This is a genomic window from Terriglobia bacterium (assembly GCA_020072785.1).
Taxonomy (GTDB): Bacteria; Acidobacteriota; Terriglobia; order Acidiferrales; family UBA7541; genus Acidiferrum.
Window position 1 is genome coordinate 179094 of the sequence record JAIQGG010000004.1, and the last position, 20062, is coordinate 199155.

11 protein-coding genes and 1 tRNA gene are annotated in these 20062 nt (G+C 61.7%); 7 read left to right on the forward strand and 5 right to left on the reverse strand.

Going from position 1 to position 20062, the window contains the following annotated elements; translation table 11 throughout:
* From rpiB to LAN61_12300, 3 genes are all read right to left on the reverse strand, one after another.
* Entirely contained in the window at positions 1 to 456 is a 456-nt protein-coding gene (gene rpiB, locus LAN61_12290; protein ID MBZ5541286.1) for a ribose 5-phosphate isomerase B, read from the reverse strand.
* Between the two features lie 6 nt (positions 457 to 462).
* Positions 463 to 2463, reverse strand: coding sequence for a transketolase (gene tkt / locus LAN61_12295; protein ID MBZ5541287.1), 2001 nt, complete (start codon positions 2461 to 2463; stop codon positions 463 to 465).
* Positions 2464 to 2990: 527 nt separating this feature from the next.
* On the reverse strand, positions 2991 to 3329 hold the full coding sequence (locus LAN61_12300; GenBank protein MBZ5541288.1) for an STAS domain-containing protein: 339 nt from the start codon (positions 3327 to 3329) through the stop codon (positions 2991 to 2993).
* A 187-nt stretch (positions 3330 to 3516) separates the two neighbouring features.
* Between LAN61_12300 and LAN61_12305 the strand changes: the two genes are divergently transcribed.
* Genes LAN61_12305 through LAN61_12315 form a run of 3 tightly spaced genes read left to right on the forward strand, consistent with a single transcriptional unit; the run spans position 3517 to position 9025 of the window.
* Positions 3517 to 5925, forward strand: coding sequence for an efflux RND transporter periplasmic adaptor subunit (locus LAN61_12305; protein ID MBZ5541289.1), 2409 nt, complete (start codon positions 3517 to 3519; stop codon positions 5923 to 5925).
* 2 nt (positions 5926 to 5927) lie between these two features.
* Positions 5928 to 6875, forward strand: coding sequence for an efflux RND transporter periplasmic adaptor subunit (locus tag LAN61_12310; GenBank protein MBZ5541290.1), 948 nt, complete (start codon positions 5928 to 5930; stop codon positions 6873 to 6875).
* On the forward strand, positions 6872 to 9025 hold the full coding sequence (locus LAN61_12315; GenBank protein ID MBZ5541291.1) for an efflux RND transporter periplasmic adaptor subunit: 2154 nt from the start codon (positions 6872 to 6874) through the stop codon (positions 9023 to 9025). The genes LAN61_12310 and LAN61_12315 overlap by 4 nt, the downstream gene beginning before the upstream one ends.
* A gap of 64 nt (positions 9026 to 9089) precedes the next feature.
* Here LAN61_12315 and LAN61_12320 read toward each other — a convergent pair whose 3' ends face one another.
* Together LAN61_12320 and LAN61_12325 are read right to left on the reverse strand one after the other, a co-directional pair.
* The gene (locus LAN61_12320; GenBank protein MBZ5541292.1) at positions 9090 to 9335 is read right to left on the reverse strand and encodes a hypothetical protein; all 246 of its coding nucleotides are present in this window, start codon (positions 9333 to 9335) and stop codon (positions 9090 to 9092) included.
* A gap of 207 nt (positions 9336 to 9542) precedes the next feature.
* Positions 9543 to 10949, reverse strand: coding sequence for a sigma-54 dependent transcriptional regulator (locus LAN61_12325; protein MBZ5541293.1), 1407 nt, complete (start codon positions 10947 to 10949; stop codon positions 9543 to 9545).
* A 226-nt stretch (positions 10950 to 11175) separates the two neighbouring features.
* Between LAN61_12325 and LAN61_12330 the strand changes: the two genes are divergently transcribed.
* From LAN61_12330 to LAN61_12345, 4 genes are all read left to right on the forward strand, one after another.
* Positions 11176 to 11263: transfer RNA gene (locus LAN61_12330), tRNA-Leu, on the forward strand.
* Between the two features lie 350 nt (positions 11264 to 11613).
* Positions 11614 to 12879, forward strand: a complete 1266-nt coding sequence (locus LAN61_12335; protein ID MBZ5541294.1) for an outer membrane protein transport protein — start codon at positions 11614 to 11616, stop codon at positions 12877 to 12879.
* A gap of 147 nt (positions 12880 to 13026) precedes the next feature.
* The gene (locus LAN61_12340) at positions 13027 to 14415 is read left to right on the forward strand and encodes an FAD-binding oxidoreductase (protein ID MBZ5541295.1); all 1389 of its coding nucleotides are present in this window, start codon (positions 13027 to 13029) and stop codon (positions 14413 to 14415) included.
* Between the two features lie 312 nt (positions 14416 to 14727).
* Positions 14728 to 20052 carry a hypothetical protein gene (locus tag LAN61_12345; GenBank protein ID MBZ5541296.1) on the forward strand — a complete coding sequence of 1775 codons (5325 nt, stop codon included), beginning with the start codon at positions 14728 to 14730 and terminating at the stop codon, positions 20050 to 20052.
* Positions 20053 to 20062 lie beyond the last annotated feature (10 nt).

The window sequence follows — 20062 nt, forward strand, 5'->3', positions numbered from 1 at the left end:
TTAGTCCCGCCCATATTTGACCTCCAAAGCCTGAACTTTCGCGAGACGCCGCTCGTGGCGCGCTTCGTGGGAAAACTTTGCGCGGACGAAGACGCTGACCAGCTCCTCGGCGAGTTTGGAGCCGATGACGCGCGCGCCGAGGACCAGCACGTTCATGTTGTCGTGCTCCACGCCCTGATGCGCGGAGTAGGTGTCGTGGCACAGGCCGGCGCGGATGCCGGGGAGGATGTTGGCGGCGACGCTGGCGCCGACGCCGCTGCCGCAGATGAGAATGCCGCGGTCGGAGCGGCCTTCGAGGACGGCCTTGCCGATGGCTTCGGCAAAGTCCGGATAGTCGGAGGGCTGGTCGTTGAAGGAGCCGACATCGAGAGTTTCGTGGCCCAGGCCGCGCAGGAATTCGCCGATGGCGTTCTTCAGCGCGAATCCGGCGTGGTCGGAGGCGAGGGCGATTTTCATCTGGTCCTATTTTGCCAGAACTGAGCGGACCGCGGCCATCACGCTCTCGGGCACGAAGCCGAACTTCTTCAGCAGGTCCTTGAGCGGGGCGGAGGCGCCGAAGGCCGTCATGCCGATCGCACGCCCCTTGGCGCCGACGTATTTCTCCCAGCCCTGGGTCACGCCCATTTCGACGGAGACGCGCGCGGTGACGTCCGGGGGGAGGACGGCGTCGCGGTAGGCTTGCGGCTGGCGGTCGAAGAGCTCCCAGGAGGGCATGCTCACCAGACGCACGCGGAGGCCTTCGGCGGAAAGTTTTTCATAGGCCTCGAGGCAGAGGGGCACTTCGCTGCCGGTGGCGATGAGGATGGCTTCGGGCTTGCCGCCTCTGGCTTCGGCGAGAATGTAGGCGCCTTGCGCGACGCCGGAGGCCGGGGCGTAGCGGGTGCGATCCAGGGTGGGGACGGCCTGGCGGGTGAGGATGAGGGCGGCGGGCTCATGGCGCAACTGCAGGATGACGCGCCAGGCTTCGGCGACCTCGTTGGCGTCGCCGGGGCGCAGAACGAGGAGGCCGGGAATGGCGCGCAGCGAGGCGACCTGCTCGATGGGCTGGTGCGTGGGGCCGTCCTCACCGACGGCGATGGAGTCGTGCGTGAAGATGTAGATGACGGGCAGCTCCATGAGGGCGCTGAGGCGGATGGGCGCGCGCATGTAGTCGCTGAAGACGAGGAAGGTGGAGCCGTAGGGGCGAAGTTTGGAAACGGAGAGGCCGTTGGCGATGGCGCCCATGACGTGTTCGCGGATGCCGAAATGCAGATTGCGGCCGCCGCGAGTGGCCGCCTGGAAATGGCCGGCGCCTTCGAAAGTGAGCAGAGTCTTAGTGGAGGGAGCGAGGTCGGCGGAGCCGCCGAGGAGCCAGGGGATATTTTTGGCGACGGCGTTGAGCACTTTTCCGGAGGAGTCCCGGGTGGCCAGGCCCTTGGGGTCGGCGGGGAAGACGGGGAGGTCCTGGTCCCAGCCGTCGGGAAGCTGGCGCCGCTGCATCTGGGAGAGCTGCGCGGCGAGGTCGGGGTACTGCTTGCGGAATTCGGCGAACTTCGCGGTCCAGGCGGTGCATGCTGCGGCGCCCCGGGCGCCGACGCCGCTCTGGAAATGGTCATAGACGCCTTCGGGGACGAGAAACTTGGCATCCTCGGGCCAGCCGTAATTGCGCTTGGTGAGGCGAATCTCTTCTTCGCCGAGGGGCTCGCCGTGGGCGCTGTGGGTGTCCTGCTTGTGAGGGGAGCCGAAGGCGATGTGGCTGTCCACGATGATCAGGGTGGGACGGTCGGTGGTCTGCTGGAAGGTTTGCAGGGCGCGCTCGAGCATTCCGAGGTCGTTGGCGTCGGTGACGTGGATGACGCTCCATCCGTAGCCGGCGAAACGCGCGGCCACATCTTCGTTGAAGGCTAGATCGGTGCGGCCCTCGATAGTGATCCTGTTGCTGTCGTAGAGCCAGCAGAGGTTGGAAAGCTGGAGGTGCCCGGCGAGAGAGGCGGCTTCGCCGGAGAGGCCCTCCATCATGTCGCCGTCGCCGCAGAAGGCGTAGACGTTGAAGTCGAAGAGGTCGAAGCCGGGGCGGTTGAAGGTTTGCGCCAGCCAGAAGCGGGCGATGGCCATGCCCACGGAGTTGGCGAGGCCCTGGCCGAGAGGGCCGGTGGTGGTCTCGACGCCACTGGTCCAGCGGTATTCGGGGTGGCCGGGACACTTGCTGCCGAGCTGGCGGAAGCGCTTGATCTCCTCGAGGGAAACCGCGGGATCAACGAGGGGCTGATCGGCGGGGCTGACGTCTTTGACCTGGGCGAGATGCAGCAGGGAATAGAGGAGCATGGAGGCGTGGCCGCCGGAGAGGACGAAGCGGTCGCGGTTGGGCCAGAGGGGATCGCCGGGATCGAAGCGCAGGAAGCGCTGCCAGAGGCAGTAGGCCACGGGAGCGAGGCCCATGGGCGCGCCGGGATGGCCGGAGTTGGCCTGCTGCACGGCGTCCATGGAGAGCGTGCGGATGGTGTTGATGCAGAGCTGGTCCAACTGGGCCTGGCTGGGGTCTGACTGGCTCACGTTTGCTCCCTGAGGGCAGGGCGTAATCGCCGCTGCCGGACCGTTCTGCGCCGCAGTGCAGGACGGAATGTATAACGGATTTCTGGAGAAAAGGAAAACGGTTCGTTGTTCGGGAACCCGCACAGAATCCGCCACAGATTCTACCCTGTGCGAGGGTACTTTTGCTCGCCAGATGGCGCAAAAGCATTTGGACCAATCCTAAGAAAATTAGGGTTCGGTTAACGGGTTCGAAGTTGAAACAACCTGAGAGCAGCACCCTCAATACCGTGCTGTATGACGCAGCAAGAGGCTAGACGAATCAGCTACATCGCGAATCGAAGTGCAACCATTGATCCCCGGTTCAAATCCTGGCGGGCTCACCAACTGTTCTGAATCCAGACAACACAGTCAGTAGCCCTGCCCATCTCTTGCGCTGCCTCCCGGATTGGACAGTGCGATTTGCGGGAAGCCCGGCGGCGCTAGCCGAACGAGGCCACGGCCTGCGGCAGGTCATCGAAGATCTCAAAGAGTTTGACCAGGGCGACGAGCTTCAGCGTTTGCAGCACGAATTTAGAGGGCTTGAGAAGCTTGACCGTGCCGCCACGCTGCTTCGTGCTGGTGAGCGCGCGGACCAGCAGACCGATGCCGCTGGAGTCGATCATGGGAACTTCCTCGAGGTCCAGGACGAGGCGCAATTCGCCGGCCCCCAACTGGTCGTTGAGGGTTTCGCTGAGACGGTCGAGCGACTCCCCCAGCTTGAGCGCCCCGCGCAGCTTGATAATTTTGACCTGCTCTTGCGTGCGGATGGTGATTTCCAAGGCGTTTCCCCCTCCCTGTTCTGCCAGGGCGTCCGGACCCGGGAGCCCAGCCGGGTTTCGTTGACACCTATTAACTGCTCTGTTAGAGTGCCCGCTCAAGTTAGGAAAAACGGGGACAAATTGCAAGAAGAAGAAATGGAAGTTTCGGAGGTTCTCGAAAAGACATTCCCGGCTTCTGAGATAAGTTATGGCCACGCCAAGTCCGGAATTGCAGATCGATATCGCCGGGTTCTCGACTCGCCTGCTGGCCGAACAGGGGCTTCTCTCCCGCGCGCTTAGCACCGCGCACGCGATCGCTGACCTCCTGCCGGGCACCGCGGTAAACCTTTACCTCCTCACCACCGAAGACGAAGCGGAGTTCTGGGTGCCCCGAGCCTCCACAGGAGAGGTATCCGTGCACGATGAAGCCATACCGGCCGACTCCGGGGCGCTGGGCGTTCTCCATGAGAAGCAGACAGCGCTGCTTTTTTCCGGAAAGGATCTGGTGCGTGAAGAGTACGCCCACCTGGACATTCGTAAGACGCTGGAGTCGCTCGCGTACTTGCCCCTGGTGAAGGACGGGAAACTGACTGGCGCCGTCGAGATCCTGAGTTTTGACCGGGCGCTGCGGGAAGGGCAACTGGCCATCCTGGCGACGTTGGGCAAAGTGGCGGCGGTGGCCCTGGCGGCGGCGCAGGGGTACGAGGAGGAGCGTCACGACGCTCTCACCTCCATCAGCCGGCTGACGCAGCTCTACGACCTTGAGAAGGTTTTTTCATCCACGCTGGAGATGGACGAGTTGCTGCCGATTATCGGGAACAAGTTCTGCGAGGTCCTGGAATGCCAGGGTGTGAACCTCTGGCTGCTACAGGGGGACGAGAGCATCGAGCTGCTGCACCAGGCCGGAGTCGATGTGACGGTAGAACAGGGGATGGTGCAGAAGCCCGGGGAGGGTTTGGCGGGCGCGGTGTCCGACACCGGGGAAGCTGTGCTGCTTGCTGATGCGGAAGACGAGCGGCTAATCGCGCGCAACCAGGGCGTGGAAGAAGGAGCGGTGCAGTCGATCCTGGTGGTGCCGATCCTGGACAAGGAATCGCTGATCGGCGTGGCGGAAGCGGTGAACAAGCTGGACGGCACGGCGTTCGATGAGGACGATCTGTTCGCGCTGACCAACATTACGGAAGCCGCGGCTATTGCGCTGCACAACGCCAGCCTGCTGCAGGCCGAGCGCAAAGTGGAAATCCTGGAAACGCTGGTCACGGTGAGCCACGAGATCACGTCCACGCTGAACCTCGAACGCATGCTGCAGACCATCGTGAACGCGCCGCAGGCGGTGATTCCCTACGAGCGGGCGGCCATCGCGCTGGAGCAGCGCGGACGATTCAAGCTGAGCGCGGTGACCGGGTTAACGCAGGTGAACGCCGATGCCCCGGACATTGCGCCGCTGAATGAAATTCTGCAGTGGGCGGCGCTGGCCGAAGAGGTGGTGCACGTGCGCCAAGAGGACGGGACCATCGACACGCCGCGCGAGGAGACCCGGGCGAAGTTCGCGAAGTATTTCAGCGAGACGGGTATGCGCGCATTTTATGCCATTCCGCTCAACGACGATACCGGACGAGTGGGCATCCTCGGCATGGAGAGCAGCGACCCCGACTTTCTCGCCCCGGCACACAAGGAGATCCTGGAAGTGCTTGCGGGCCAGGCCACGGTGGCGCTGCGCAACGCGCAGATGTACAAAGAAGTGCCTTTCATCAGCGTGCTGCAGCCAGTACTGGAAAGAAAGCGGAAGTTCATGGCCATGGAGAAGCGGCGGCGCCAAGCAATTGTTGCGGTTTCCGCTGCGGCCGTCCTTTTTCTGGTCATTTGCCCTCTACCCATGCGCGTGGATGGCGATGCGGTAGTCACGCCGGTGCACCGAGCGTCTGTCCAACCGGAGTTCGAAGGAGTGGTTGCCAAGGTTTTCGTTCGTGAGGGCGAGCCTGTGAGGCGCGGGCAAGTTTTGGCGGAAATGGAGGCGTGGAACTATCGGTCGGCGCTTGCAGAAGCGGAAGCCAAATACCAAACCGCACTCCTGCAGATGAATCGCTCGCTGGCAGCGAATGATGGGAGCGAAGCGGGAATCCAGCGCGTGCAGGCCGATTATTGGAGAGCCGAGGTGGATCGCTCGCGAGAACTGGTGGACAAGGCACAGCTGCGCTCGCCGATCGACGGTGTCGTAGCGACGCCCCATGTGGAAAATTTGGCTGGCCGGCGCCTGCAATACGGAGATAGTTTTGCGGAAGTGGTAGATACGTCGAATGTGGTGGTGGACGTGGGCATCGATGACGCGGAAGCGAGCCTGCTGAAGACCGGTTCGAAGGCGGTGATGAAATTAAACAGCTACCCGATGCGCACCTTTCGCGGCACCGTTGTCGTGGTCAGCCCCCAAGGCCAGCAAGCGGGGGAATCGCGGGTGTTCTTCGCGCGGGTGCTGGTGCCGAATCAAGATGGGGCGATTCGGACGGGCATGGAAGGCCGGGGGAAAGTTTCGGTTGGTTGGTATCCGTCAGGCTATGTGTTTTTCCGGCGGCCGGTGATGTGGCTATATTCGCATGTCTGGTCGTGGCTGGGGTGGTAAAGATGAAGGAGCAAAACAGAGCGCGCAGCGAGTTTGTTCTGGCGGTGCTGGGCATAGCGGTGGCGGCGGGTTGCGGCGTAGACAAGCAAGTCGCCGCCGCTAACGATCCGGTGCCGGTTTCCACGTCGCGCGGCGCGGAAACCTCCTCCGCGCCGGCGGCTGCGGCGCCGGAACAGCGGGGGCGGGGGACGGGGGACGACCCGCTGGTGGTGTCCGGGCCGCTGGTGGTGGAACACCAGTTGGACCTGGTGGCCATGCGCGAGGGACTTGTCGCGGTGATCCTGGTGGAAGCCGGGAAGCGTGTAAAGACCGGGGACGTGCTCGCGCAGCTCGATGACCGGCAAATTCACGCCGAGCTGGAAGCTGCCCGGGCCAAGACGCGCAGCATCGAGGCCGACGTGCGGAACTGGGAGGCCGAAGCCCGGGTCATGCAGGCGGACTACGAGCGCGCCCAGAAGATGTGGGATGCCAATCTCATCCCCAAGGAACAATTGGAGCACGCCAAGTTCAAAGCGGAATCGGAACAGTGGGACATCCAGCGGGTGCGCGAGCTGCTGACCAATTCGAAAGAGACCGAGCACGGGCTGGAATTGGAGCTCGAAAAAACACGCATCCTGGCGCCGTTTGACGGCGTCGTCGCGCGGCGCTACGTGCGCGAAGGCCAGGCGGTGGCCAAGGGGGACCGCCTCTTCTGGGTGACCGCCGAGGCGCCGTTGCGCCTGCGCTTTACGCTCCCTGAAAAATACCTAGGCCGGCTGAAGCGTGGGCAGGAATTGCCGCTGGCCTCGCCCGATCTGCCGCAGGAAAAGCATACGGCGCGGGTGATTGAACTGAGCCCCGTGGTGGACCCGGCCAGTGGAACGATCGAGGTGCTGGTAGAGCTGGTGGGTTCGCAAGGCAAGCTGCGCCCGGGGATGACCGTCACCGTCCGCCTCGATAATCTGCGATGAACATCACCCGAGCTCTTACCGCAGCTCTGCCGGAGATTCCGGCTCGCACCCTCGCGCAACACTATCCCCGGATGGCCCCGGATATCGTCTCCAAAGATCACATTGAAGATGGCAAGCCGGTAGTCCGTGTCTACGTTCCCAGCGCAGAATCGATGTACAAGTTCCCTCCTCAAAACTGGGCTCTCATCCAGCTCTTTGATGGAAAGCGGTCTTACGAGGAGATCGCTGCAATTTATTCCCAACAGACGGGAATTTGGTATACCGCCGAAGCAGTCCGGGAATTCTCCGATGAACTTGAGGCCGCAGATTTCTGGTACAAGACGCCGCAGGAAAAAAACATCCTGCTGATGCAGAAGAGCACAGAGGAACGCCGAGAACTTTTGAAATCGAAAAGCAAGTACGGCGATCTGTCGCTTTTCCTCTTTCCGGGAGTCAATCCCGACAAGTTCCTCGACTGGTTGTATAAGTACACCAGTTTCTTCTATACCCCATGGTTCACGCTGGTTACCCTGGCGGCATTTGTCTTCACGGCCGGTATCACCATCACGCACTGGCCGGAGATAGGCCGCGACACTCTGGAGTTCTACAACTTCTCGCATAAGTCGTTGTTGGATGTCGTCCAGTTCTACCTGCTGGCGGTGGTGGTCCTCGGAATACACGAACTCGGGCACGGGCATGCCTGCAAACATTATGGCGGGCGTGTGCCCGCGATGGGATTCGCGCTCATCTATCTGGCGCCTGCATTCTACACGGACACAACCGAGGGTGATGTCAAAGGAAATCGACAACAGCGTTTGGTCATCTCTCTGGCTGGAGTTTGGGCCGAATTGATGGTCTGCGCCATTGTCACGCCCATCTGGTGGGGCACACCCCCCGATACTCCTGTCCATAACGCCGCGTACATTCTCATGCTGATTACCGGGATTTCCGCTGCTCTGGTGAATTGGAATCCGCTGATCAAGCTCGATGGCTACCACATGCTTTGTGAGACCCTCGGCATCGTGGACTTGAAAGAGGCCTCGACTGCCTATGTTTCGGGCTGGGTGAAAAATCATATCTGGGGCTTGCCGGTGGAAGTCCCTTACGTTCCCAAGCGGCGGCGGTTCGGATACGCCGTATATGCGCTTCTCTCTGGCCTCTACAGCTACTTAGTGTTGTACGTGCTTGCACACTTCGTGGGTAACGTCTTTCGCAATTTCAATCCCGAATGGTCCTTTATCCCTGAGTTGGCAACAGCGGGCCTGATCTTTCAATCACGGATCCGCCTCTTGGTGAACTTTATGAAATTCGTTTACTTGGACAAGAAAGACAGGGTACTTGGATGGTTCACACCCCGGCGCTCCATGGCAATGGCTGCGGGCATTGGAGCGTTGTTGTTGACCCCCTTGCGGCACGATGCCGTCATGGGGCGCTTCATTCTGGAACCATACAAACGGGTTACGGTGCGTGCCGAGGTGCCCGGCATTGTAACGGACATTTATGCGGACGAAGGAAAGCCGGTGGAATCAGGGGCGTCTTTGGTGCGCTTGCGTAATTTGCCTTTGCAATCGAGGCTGGCGCGCAGCGAGTCTGAATACATCGTTACTTCCGGGCGAGCCGTGTCCGCGACTCTGCGCTATGACAACTTCGGGCCTGTGGTAAAGGAACGAGAAAGGCTGGCCCGACAGACCAGCATGCTTTTCTCCGAGGCCGCCAACCTGGAGCTCAAGAGCCCGATTTCCGGAGTGGTTCTGACGCCACACGCGACCGATCGCGTAGGAGCCTATGTCACGGAGGGAACGGAGCTTCTCGAGATCGCCGATTTGAACCAACTGCGTGCTCGCATTTATGTTTCGGAACACGATATGTATAAGCTGCGGGTGGGCTCCCACGCCAGCTTGCAAGTAGAGGGCATTCTCAAGAAATGGGACGCCCACGCGCTGGCTATTTCTGCCCTGTCTACTGAAATTGACCCAGGACTTGGGGATCAGACCCAGTACAAAGGGCTTCTGTCACCAAACTTCTACCTGGTCGATCTGCTGGTTGCGAACCCCGAAGGAATCCTCAAACCTGGAATGACCGGAACAGCCCGCGTTTACGCACAACGGCACAGCGTTGCTGGGTTCGCCTGGCAGGAGGTCAGGAATTTCTTTGGCCGAAAGGTGTGGTGATCAAAAAAAAAGGAAGGCTGCCCGTAGGCAGCCTTCCGTGTTTTTGAGAGTTCTCGATAATTAATTAGATCTTGCCGAGCTTGCCCAACTTGCCGAGCTTGCCCAGTTTGCCCAACTTCCCCAACTTGCCGAGCTTACCCAGTTTGCCGAGCTTGCCCATGTTCGCGGCCCTGCCCAGGTTCGCGAACTTGCCCAGCTTCACGCCCTGCTCGGATTTTACGTCCGAGGCAGTGACCAGTGGCGCGCTGGCTACGTTGGCCTTCTTGGTCGTCTTCAGAGCGCTGATCAATGATTTCTTTTGGATTGCCATTTTCCTGTCCTCCCTTAATTCCAATCTTGAGTGTGCCCCCGGAACACAGAGAATATAAGCAAGAGTAGTACCAAAGTTCTGCAGGTTTGTCAGAGAAACAACTACTTGCAGAATCAATCAGATGTGTTTCTTCTAATGTCATCGGAAAAGCAATAAATAGTAAAAATTAAACTTTTGGTTAAAATTTAACCATTATTGGGTTAAAAATTAATCTTTTTCAAGGCATAGCTTGCGACACAAATACTTCATACGCTGCGGATCGAGCCGGAGGAGCAGAGCGGCGGCTGATTTCTTGCCCCCGGTACGGCGCAGGGCGGCGGTGAGGTAGGCGATCTGGATGCGTTCCATCTCGGAATCGAAATCCACGCCTTTTTCGGGGATGAGAATGGCCTCCTGGCCGGCAGTGCTGGAAGAGAGCAAGTGCTGGGGCAGGTGCTCGGCGGAAATGACCGCGCCCTGGTTCATCACTACCAGCCGCTGCACGATGTTTTCAAGCTCGCGCACGTTGCCCGGCCAGGCGTAGTCCTCCAGGATCTCGACGACTTCGGGCTGCAATTGTTTGAGGGGCTTCTTGTTGGCCGCGCAGTAGACGCGCAGGAAGTGGTCCACGAGGAGGGGTATGTCCCCCGCGCGCTCGCGCAGGGGCGGAATGAAGATGGGCACCACATTGATGCGGAAATAGAGGTCTTCGCGGAAGCGGCCCTTGCGCACGCAGTCTTCCAGGTCCTCGTTGGTTGCAGTGATAAGCCGGAAATCGATCTTGCGCGCCGAGCGTCCGCCGAGGCGCTGCACGGTGTGCTCCTGGAGCACGCGGAGCAGCTTGCTTTGCAGGCTCTGGTTCAGGGTGGTGATCTCGTCCAGGAAAAGCGTCCCGGTATCGGCCATTTCGATAAGCCCGGGTTTGGCGGCATCGGCTCCGGTGAAGGCGCCCTTCTCATAGCCGAAGAGCTCGGACTCGATGAGGCTCTCGGGAAGGGCCGAACAGTTCAGGCAGACGTAGGGTTTATTCTGGCGGTTGCCGAACTGCACGATGGCCTGGGCGATGAGCTCCTTGCCGGTTCCGCTTTCTCCGCGCAGAACGATGCTGGTATTGCTGTCGGCGACGGCCTGAATGGACTGATAGACTTTCTGCATGGCATCGCTGCCGCCGATCATGCCGCAGAATGCGGATTTGCTCTCCACCTGCTCGAGCATGCGCCGCCCTTCGAGCTCCAGGGCGCGTTTCTCGATAGCACGCACGAGGACAATCTGCAGCTCCTGGAAATTGACCGGGGAGAGGAAGAACTCGTCGGCGCCGGCCTGGCTGGCTTTTAGCGGTATCGCACGGCTCGTGGAGTGCGTCATGGCCACCAGGACGACATCCTCGCGGATTTGACGGATCTCTTTGAGAACCTCGATTCCGTCTTCGGCGCTGTTCTCGATGCTGTCCAGGTCCAAAAGGATGGCATGCAGGGGTTCGGTATCCATCAGGGCCCGGATCTGTTTTTCCGTGCTGGCCAGGACCGTCTGAAAGGCGGGAGCCAGGACGCGGCGCATCTCGAGGAAAGTCGACTCTTCCTCGGTGACAATCGCGATGGAGTACAGCACCCCGTGGGGATCGTTTTCGGAAAGCATGGGATATGACCGAGCCGATGGGATTATAGGGGAAGGTCCGCGTGGAAGAAAAGAACTGCTTCAGGCTATTCTCGGCGCGGCCCGGGAAGGTGTTATTCCAAATAAAACGCCACAGATTCTACTCTGTGCGAGGGTACTTTTGCTTGCCGGATGGCGGAGTCTCCCGGCGGGCACAGGCGGCTGCCACGGAGGCAAGCGCCGTGATAATCTTTTATTTGCCAGGGCTGCCCGGGTGGCGGAATGGCAGACGCTGAGGACTTAAAATCCTCCGGGGATTTTTCCTCATGTGGGTTCGACTCCCACCCCGGGCACCAGTGTTTCCAGGGAATTCCGATCTATTCGTTTGACCGCTAGGTTGCAGCAAAATTTTTGATTTGCCGGTAGCCAGTGCCGGTGATAGAAACAAGCCTCGTTCATGACTCAGCACTTCCACTTCGCTGCGGTTTCTCTTCAACGAATGCTTTCCTGTTGTCGCTGCCTCTAGTTTTTTCTGCGTGGTCTGGCCGCAAGAATCACTCATCTGTTTATTGATTTTTGGCATCTCCTGGCCGCGCTGAATCTCCCCACACACATCCGTCAATCCGTACATTTTTGAAGTTCAACCGGAAGCCGTAAAGATTTTTTGACATCCGAAGAAATAATTCCGACAAGGAGCGTTACGCAAATGAGGTTTACTTTCAGAAGTTATTCAGCGGCATTACTCTTCACCGTGGTTCTGGCCGTCCCGGCGCTGGCGACGGATGGCTATCTTGCCAGCGGGTATGGCGTGAAGCAGCAGGGGCAGGGGGGCGCCGGGGTGGCCCTGCCGGAAGACAGCCTGGCGGCCGCCACGAATCCGGCCGGCATGGTGTTTGTCGGGAACCGCTTCGACTTCGGCGTGAGTTTTTTCCGCCCCATTCGCAGCGGCGCGATTTCCGGCAACCAACTGCCGCCCGGCTACCCGAACGTGAATGGCAGCTACGACGCCAACGGCCGCAAGAACTTCTTCATCCCCGAGCTGGGCTACAACCGCTTGATTCGGCCCCGTATTTCTCTGGGCGTAGCGGTATATGGCAATGGCGGGATGAATACCGTTTTTCTTGCGCCGATCCCGCTGTTCGGCACCGGCCGAGCCGGCGTGAACCTGGTGCAACTGTTTGTGGCGCCAACCATGGCGGTCAAAGTGAACAAGCGCAACGCCTTCGGCATTTCCGTGAACCTGGCCTATCAGCGGTTTCAAGCCGAGGGCTTGCAGAACTTCGCTTCTGCGGCCTATTCGAGCGATCCCGCGAACGTTACCAATCGCGGCTACGATTCTTCGGTGGGCGCGGGAGTGCGCGTGGGCTGGCTGGGCGAGGTCTTTCGGAACGTCACGCTGGGGGCAACGTTCCAGAGCAAGACGTACATGGGAAAGTTCAACCGCTACCGGGGGCTGTTCGCGGAGCAAGGGGGTTTCGACATTCCCGCGAACTTCGCTGGCGGCATAGCCGTGAAGGTTCATCCCAGAGTGACCGCGGCTTTCGATGTGGAACGCATTCTGTATGGACAGGTAAAGTCCATCGCCAATTCCGGTGCGAATCAGGCGCTGCTGGGTTCGGCGAACGGCCCGGGGTTCGGATGGCATGACATCACGGCGTACAAGGCCGGAGTCAACTACAAGGCCAGCTCCGCTTTGACGTTGCGCGCAGGCTATAACCACTCCGGTCTCCCGTTCGCCAATACGCAGACATTCTTCAACCTCGTGGCTCCGGGCATCGTGCAGCATCACGCGAGCTTCGGAGCGACCTGGAAGCTTAGCGGGGGCAAGGAGATCAATTTCGCCTATTTCCATGCCTTCGAAAGAACCCTGAATGGAGTGTCCTCGATTCCGCCCAGCGCGGGCGGCGGGAATGCCAACCTGCGCATGCATCAAAATTCGGCGGGAATCAGCTTTGGCTGGAGGCGGGAGTAGCGCGAAAGGCCCGGGTACCGGTGTTTTTCTGGGTTCGGTGTTGCATCGCCGGGCCCAGTTTTCTTTTTGCCGGGGAATGCGGGAACTTCGTCGGTCATCTTGGGGCCTGTGGTGTACGCTACGGTTTCGAGAAAAGGTGACTCCCGCATGTCCAAGCACCGTTCGTTCTGGCTCCAGGAAATAGCCGGCGATGCACCGGAAGCGCCGCCCCTGCGCGGCGCTGCGAAAGCGGATGTGGCTATCATCGGCGGCGGCTACGTCGGGCTGTGGACCGCCATCCGCATCAAGGAACAGGCGCCGGGCTGCGATGTCACGGTTCTCGAGCAGGACATCTGCGGCGGTGGCGCATCGGGGCGCAATGGCGGCTTCGTGCTCTCCTGGATGTCCAAGCTCTCTTCGCTGGCCCGGCTCTTCGGCATTGCCGAGGCGCTGCGCATCGCGCAACGTTCCGAGACGGCCATCGGGGAGATCGCGGAGTTCTGCCGGCTCCATCAGATTGACGCGGACTTCCGCAAGGGCGGCTGGCTGTGGACGGCGACAAGCAATGCGCAGCTCGATGCCTGGGAGAGCGTAGTGCGGCACTGCGAAGAGAACGGCGTGGCGAGCTTCCAACGGCTGGCGCCAGAGGAAGTTGCCCGGCGGGCGGGTTCGCGCGCGCATCGTGCCGGGGTCTATATCGAAGACGCCGCAGTGGTGCAGCCGGCCGCGCTGGCCCGTGGGCTTCGCCGCGTGGCCCTGGCGCTGGGTGTGCGCATCTTCGAGCACACGACGGTGCGGAATTTTACCCGCAGCTGCCCGGTGACATTGCAGACCGCCGAGGGAACGCTGGTGACGGAAAAACTGGTGATCGCTGCGAATGCCTGGTCGGCCAGCATCCGGGAGTTATCGCGGGCTATCGCCGTCATTTCCAGCGATATCATCGCCACCGCGCCGGCGCCCGCGCAACTCGCGCAGATCGGCTGGCACAAGGACCTCTCCATCACCGATTCCCAGACCATGGTGGACTACTACCGGGTCACGCGCGACTCCCGCGTGGTCTTCGGCAAGGGCGGTTGGACGATCGCCTATGGCGGCAAGATCGGCGCGAAATTCGATCGTCACGCGCAGCGCGCCGCGGAAGTGACCGCCGATTTTCGCCGCTACTACCCGCAACTAGCCGGCGTGCCCATCACCCACAATTGGTCCGGCCCGATCGACCGCACTCCGGAAAGCCTGCCGGTGCTCGGCTATCTGGGCGGGCGGAAGAACATCTGCTACGGCATCGGCTGGAGCGGAAATGGCGTGGGCCCCAGTGTAATCGGCGGGAGGATTCTGGCGAGCCTGGTGTTGGAGCAAAGCGACGAGTGGAGCCGGCACCCGCTCGTTGGCCGTTCTGCCGCGGGATTTCCGCCGGAACCGCTGCGCTTCCTCGGTGCGCATCTGGTGCGCGCGGCCGTGGCCCGCAAGGAACGCGCCGAGATCGAAGGGAAGAAGCCCTCGGTACTGGCCGTACAGCTGGCGAAGCTGGCTCCCGCCGGCCTCGAAGACAAGAAGTGAAGCGCAACATGCCCTTGCACTGTTGGTGGATTGCGCGGGAATAAGCGTTGACCGCTTCGCGGTCACCTGGATAGAAGAAGCGTTTTGGTGTGTGTGCAGAGAGATTGTTGACCGCTTCGCGGTCACAAATATTGATGACCAATACGCACAGACCTGGCCTTTTGGACCATAGTGCCCGTTCTGCGGATGTGATATAGACGGAGCATCAAGAAAGAGAAGTGCGGGGGCGCGAGGCTAAAGCGTGCTGCTGTTCCCGGTGGTGGAATTTCCGTCTGAGCTAGAAATGGGCCTGCGGGCCGGCGGATAAGGCGCGTGACGCGACTAAACGCAAAACTCTTGCTATGTCTGATGGCCTTGCTGCCGCCGATGCGACTCTGCGCGCAGAAGCCCGGGGGCGCCGCGCAAGGACAGCAGCCCGTGGGGATCGCCGGCGCAGCCGCTGGGACTACCGCGCCGGCGGCAAAGCCCGTGATCCGGCAATTCACGCCGGCGCAGGGCGCCCAAGGGACAAGCCTCACGCTGACCATCAGCGGGGCCAACTTCACGCCGGGCCTGCAGGTGGCCTTCAACCCCGCGAGCGGAATCACCGTCCAGGGCACCAGCTTCGTCTCCAGCAACCAGCTTCAGGCACAAATCAGCATCGATCGTTCCGCGCCGCTGGGGCCGCGGCAGTTAAGCATCACAACGATGGCGACTTTAGCGGCTGCGCTGAGCGTGCCCGCGAGGCAGTCGTTCACGGTCGTGCCAGGTGCAGCACCTGCGCCGAATCAGGACCCCGCGAATGCGCCCCCACCGCAGCAGCCCGCGACCGGCGCGCCTCCGGCCACCGATGCGGCCTTGGCGGGAAAGCCTGCGGTCCAGATCCGCGAATTCACGCCGCCGCAGGGCGCCCAGGGGACAACCTTGACCGTGCAAATCGCCGGGGCCAACTTTGCCAAGGGCATGCAGGTGGCCTTCAATCCCCCGGCTGGAATCAAGGTTCTGAGCACCAACGTCGTTTCGAGTTTCCAGCTTCAGGCGCAGATCAGCATTGATCCCGCGGCGCCGCTGGGGCCGCGGAAGCTGGGCATTTCTCTGGCCACGGCGCTGGCGGGAGGTGTGGGTGTGACGGCGCGGCAACCCTTCACGGTCGTGCCGGGCGCGGGCACGCCACAGGCTGGGGGGCCTCCGGCCGGGCGGGACAAGGGACCGGGACCGCTTGTCGTGCGGCTGATACCGAACCAGTTGCCCGTGGGGGCCCGCAATGTCACGCTGGTCATCCGCGGCGAGAATTTCGCACCCAACGCCACGGTGAGCTTCAGTCCGGCGGACGTGCGGGTCACGCCGCCCGTGCTGTTCATCAACAGCTCGGAGCTGCACGTGACCGTCGACGTGTTCTCAACGATCACCGGGCCTCGCGACGTCATCGTCACCAACGCCAGGGGCGGCAGCGGCACGGGCAGGGACCTGCTCCTGGTCCAGGGACTCGAAGCCGGGCCGGGGCGCGGGTACTCGGGGGCCAAGATCATCTCCCTGCCGGTTGCCGCGATCTCCTTGAAGCCCCAAGCGAGCATCAAGCTGGCCGGGCCGGTGGATAAGCAGGAGCTGTGGAACTTTTACGGGACCCATGCGCGTTACGCGTTCAAATGGAGCGACAGCGCGTCCACGAAGCCGCAGATCTACACCGTATCCATCGGCAAAGATGGCGAAGCCCCGGTACTGAAGATCCAGGTGGGGGCGCGCGACTTCCTAAGCGATCCCCTGCTGCTCACCCCGGCCCAGGTCTTCAAGCTCAAGCACGGCGAAAGTTATACCTGGCAGGTGGACGGATACGACGGCAAGGGCAAATGGATTTCGCGCACCATTCAGCCCTGGCACTTCAAGGCGGATGTCTATTTCACCGACAACCTGAACTGCGAGCCCTCCAGCTGCGACGAAGCCACGATCGTGCCGGAGCCGGATTACACGGGCACGGACAAGAACACCGCAACGCTGCTGGCCAACCGGGCGATCAAGTTCACCGTGACCTACGGGCAGAAGCTGAAAGATGCGATGAAATCCGCGCAGGGCGATGCGCTGCCCGGCGAGGAACAGCGCGGCGGCGGGATGAGCCCGGGGAGCGTCACGCAAGCGACATCCATCCAGGCGCCGGTGGCCGACAGTCTGGTCCAGCATTCGGTGAATTACCTCGGACAAAGCGTGATTGCGCTGGGCGTGCAGATTCGCGATCCCTTCGGGCAGCGGCAAGAAAACGAATTCTGCATGCATTGGACGTCGGTGGACTGGGGCGACGGCACTCCTCCGGAGATGATGGACATGTGCCATGGCTGGGCTTGGCCGAGCGATCAGGTCCTGTACAAGGACCACCAGTTTCCGAGCGTGGGCACCTTCACGGTGAAGGTCTATACGGAAGGCGGCGGCTTTTACCACCTGATGGCCTGCATCAAGGTGGATATCCAGCCGCCGCCGTGTCATGTGACCGACCCCATTACCCTGGCGAAGAAGGATCCCTTCAAGCTGACCGGCTATCAGGGCACTGCGGACGCGCAGCCCACCGTGAGCACCTATTGGAAGACGACGCCGCGGCCGGTCGCGCAGATCGGCTACACCGGCGGAAAGGGCTCGGTGGGGATCGAGTGGTCTGTGGACGGCAGCCTGATCGAAACGCAAACCGTGGACCTGGCGGGCTGCGAAGGGATGAAGGCCATCACGCTGGACCGCGACCTGCCGCACAAGAGCACCGACCTGCCGCCGGCGGGCAAGGGCCTGCACACGGTCAGCGCGCGCGTTGTGAGCGTCGCGGGCAGCGCCGCGCCGAAAGAGGACGTAGCCCAGAGCATCAACGCCATCTCCAAGATGCAGTTGCTGGGCGGGCTCGGCGGAGGAAATCCCCCGCCGGCGCAGCAGCCGCTCTCCAAGTTCCTGGTGGCCACCAGCTTCCTGCAGTTGATGGCCCCGGCGGAGATCAGCCCGGTGGACAGCCCGGTCAATCTGAAATACAACGTGGACGATGCGCCCCCGCCGCCGGATATGCCCGTGGAGATCGACATCGCCACGGCCAAATCCGGCAAGTTCGTGATCGTGGATCTCTCCAAGAGCACCAAGATCACCGCCGGGAAGGTGAGCGGCGGCGGGGTCATCCAGTTGCCGGTGACCGACGCGATCGTCAACGTGGCCACCACCTTCAGCGATCTCACCGTCAGCTACGACCCCTCCACGCACATCGCCACGGTGACCGGCGGAGCGATCGACACGCCCCTGTCCAACACCTTTTTCAACGTCGGCAACTTCCAGGGCGAACTGGACAAACTGAAAATCGACATGACCGCGGCCACGGTCAGCGGCAAGGTGACCCTGCCCGCGGCGACCGGGCTGACCGTAGGGGGAAGCACGACCTCCATCCCCTTCAGCGATGCGGAATTTTTCCTGGAGTGGACGGGCGACAGTCCTACGTTCGGCCACTTCTACAAAGAGGGGATCACGCTGCCCGATTCCAATATCTTCAGCACCGGCTTCCGGCTGCTCAGTCCGGCTGTGACCGTGGATTTTTCGAAGCTGAAGGGCAGCGGCGTGGGCACGGAATGCGGCGGCAGCGTGGCCAGCGCCAGCTCGTTCCTGGGCGTGGTGCTGGGCAAGGGCACAAAGATCGCGCCTCCCTCGTCGATCTTCGGCGACGCCCTGGCCAACAGCTATTCGATCCCGCTGGACGACACGGCGGTCATCTCCTCCGGCTTCTCCCGGCAGTTGAAGAATATCCCGATCAATCAGAGCGCCTCGCTGTTCAGCTTCACGGCTTCGCTCGATACCGGCGAGCTAGACTGGTGCGGCAGTTCCTTCGCCTTCACCGTGAACAGCACGCTGAAGAACCTGCCGCTGTTCTCGAACAACCTGTCCGTGAAGGCCACCATCACCCAGGATGGAGGGTTGACGGCATCCAGCAGCGGCGGCACGGTGGGACCGGTCAGCATCGGGCCGCTGACGCTCACCGGGAAAAATTTTGGCTTCGAATTTACCGGCGGGCAGGGCGTACGCGTGAAGCTGGACCTGGACGCCAAGGTGGATCTGCCGTCCACCAATCTCGGCAACCTGCCCTTTCAGGACGTGCGCATCGGGCCCCACGGAGAGTTCTCCATTGGTTCCGGAAGCGTCGAGGGATGGAAGTCGCTGGGTTCCTCGGCCAGCGCCGAGTTTTACGGCTTCGGCTTGTCCCTGAGCGAACTGGGCGCGGGCGTGGAAGCCAAGGGCGGATCAAAATTCCGGGCCTTCCTGGGAGTGAGCGGAGCGCTGACCCTGACCGACATCATCCCCATTCATGGCAAAGCCTCCGCGGACCGTATCCGCTTCTACATGGCGGAAAACAACGGCGTGTTCTCCTTCGATGGCGTGCAGGTGGACAAGATCGCCGTCGATTTCACCTACGCCGACCTCGGCTTCAAGGGCAGCATCGGATGGAAAGGGAATCCGCTCTCCGCGGAGCTGATGCCCGGGCCGTTGGATGGACCAGGAAGCGGGCCGGTCCTGGCGGGGTGGAGAAGCGCCGGGGGTTTCGAGGATCCGGACAGTGGCGATCCACTGTGGGCCAGCCTGAATCCCGCGCCGGGCGCGCTGCCGTCACCCATGGTTCCGCCCATGGACGACAAGTCGAGCCGCTTCTTCGGGGAGCTCGGTGTCAGCCTGATGGATCTCGGCGATTTGAACGCCGGCTTCCTGGTGGGCAACTCTTCCGGGAGCACTTTCTTCCTGGCGCGGCTGACCGCGGATCTTCCTTCGCCCGGAATCATGCTGGGCTCGACACCGCTCTCTCTGCAGTCCATCGCCGGCGGCATCGGGTATCACGTGGCCTGGGGCAAGCTGGGTTCGACCGTCAGCTTTTCGAATCCCTGCGACGCCACGAACGTCAACGACTTCGACGCTCCGCTGGAAAGCGTGGCCTACGACAGCGGGCGCTCCTTTACCTTGAAAGCCGGCGTGGGCATCGGCACGGCGACGGATGACGGCGATCTGCTCTATATGCGCGGCGTGTTCTCGCTGGACCTGCCCGGCCCCAACGTGGGCGTGGACATCGGCGCCTGGTTGCTGGGTGCGGACCGCGGCGGCAATCCGGAGGCCTGCGGGCACGTAGGCTATTACAACGAGACGTTCACCGCGTCGGTGGGCGTGGACCTCAAATTCAAGGACCTGGTCGAGGTCAGCGGCGCCGCCGAGCTGCAGTTCGGCAAGCTGGGCTACCACATCTATGTCGGGACGCAGCAGAACCCGGTGCAGGCGAAGTTCGTGGGTGTGGGCGGCGCGTCCGGTTTCCTGGATGTAGACAGCAGCGGGATCAAGGCCGGCGGCGGCGTCCATGTAATGGTCGGCAAGCAGAAGAGCGGCGGCTGCTGGGACGTTTACGGCTACGCCGGGTCCACTGTCACCTGCGGCATGGGAATCTATCTGAACCCGCCGAGCATTGACGCCTCTTATTCCTTCTCCGTGAGCGGAGGCATGGGGATCACCATTTTCTGTGTGGACATCGGCGTAGATGCCACGGGAACGCTGACGATTTCCGGAAAGCTGCCGCCGCCGCAGATCTGCGGCAACCTGAGCCTGAGCGGCGAAGTCTGCTTCGTCTTTTGCAAGAGTGCCAGCGTGGATTTGAGCGTGTGCTTCCCGCCATGAGGATAAAGGG

Bases quoted from the DNA above. Each gene is read 5' to 3' on its own strand.
- LAN61_12335 (MBZ5541294.1), top strand. From the start codon at position 11,614: ATGAGGTTTACTTTCAGAAGTTATTCAGCGGCATTACTCTTCACCGTG.
- LAN61_12325 (MBZ5541293.1), bottom strand. From the start codon at position 10,949: ATGCTTTCCGAAAACGATCCCCACGGGGTGCTGTACTCCATCGCGATT.
- tkt (MBZ5541287.1), bottom strand. From the start codon at position 2,463: ATGGACGCCGTGCAGCAGGCCAACTCCGGCCATCCCGGCGCGCCCATG.
- rpiB (MBZ5541286.1), bottom strand. From the start codon at position 456: ATGAAAATCGCCCTCGCCTCCGACCACGCCGGATTCGCGCTGAAGAAC.
- LAN61_12310 (MBZ5541290.1), top strand. From the start codon at position 5,928: ATGAAGGAGCAAAACAGAGCGCGCAGCGAGTTTGTTCTGGCGGTGCTG.
- LAN61_12315 (MBZ5541291.1), top strand. From the start codon at position 6,872: ATGAACATCACCCGAGCTCTTACCGCAGCTCTGCCGGAGATTCCGGCT.
- LAN61_12320 (MBZ5541292.1), bottom strand. From the start codon at position 9,335: ATGGCAATCCAAAAGAAATCATTGATCAGCGCTCTGAAGACGACCAAG.
- LAN61_12305 (MBZ5541289.1), top strand. From the start codon at position 3,517: ATGGCCACGCCAAGTCCGGAATTGCAGATCGATATCGCCGGGTTCTCG.
- LAN61_12340 (MBZ5541295.1), top strand. From the start codon at position 13,027: ATGTCCAAGCACCGTTCGTTCTGGCTCCAGGAAATAGCCGGCGATGCA.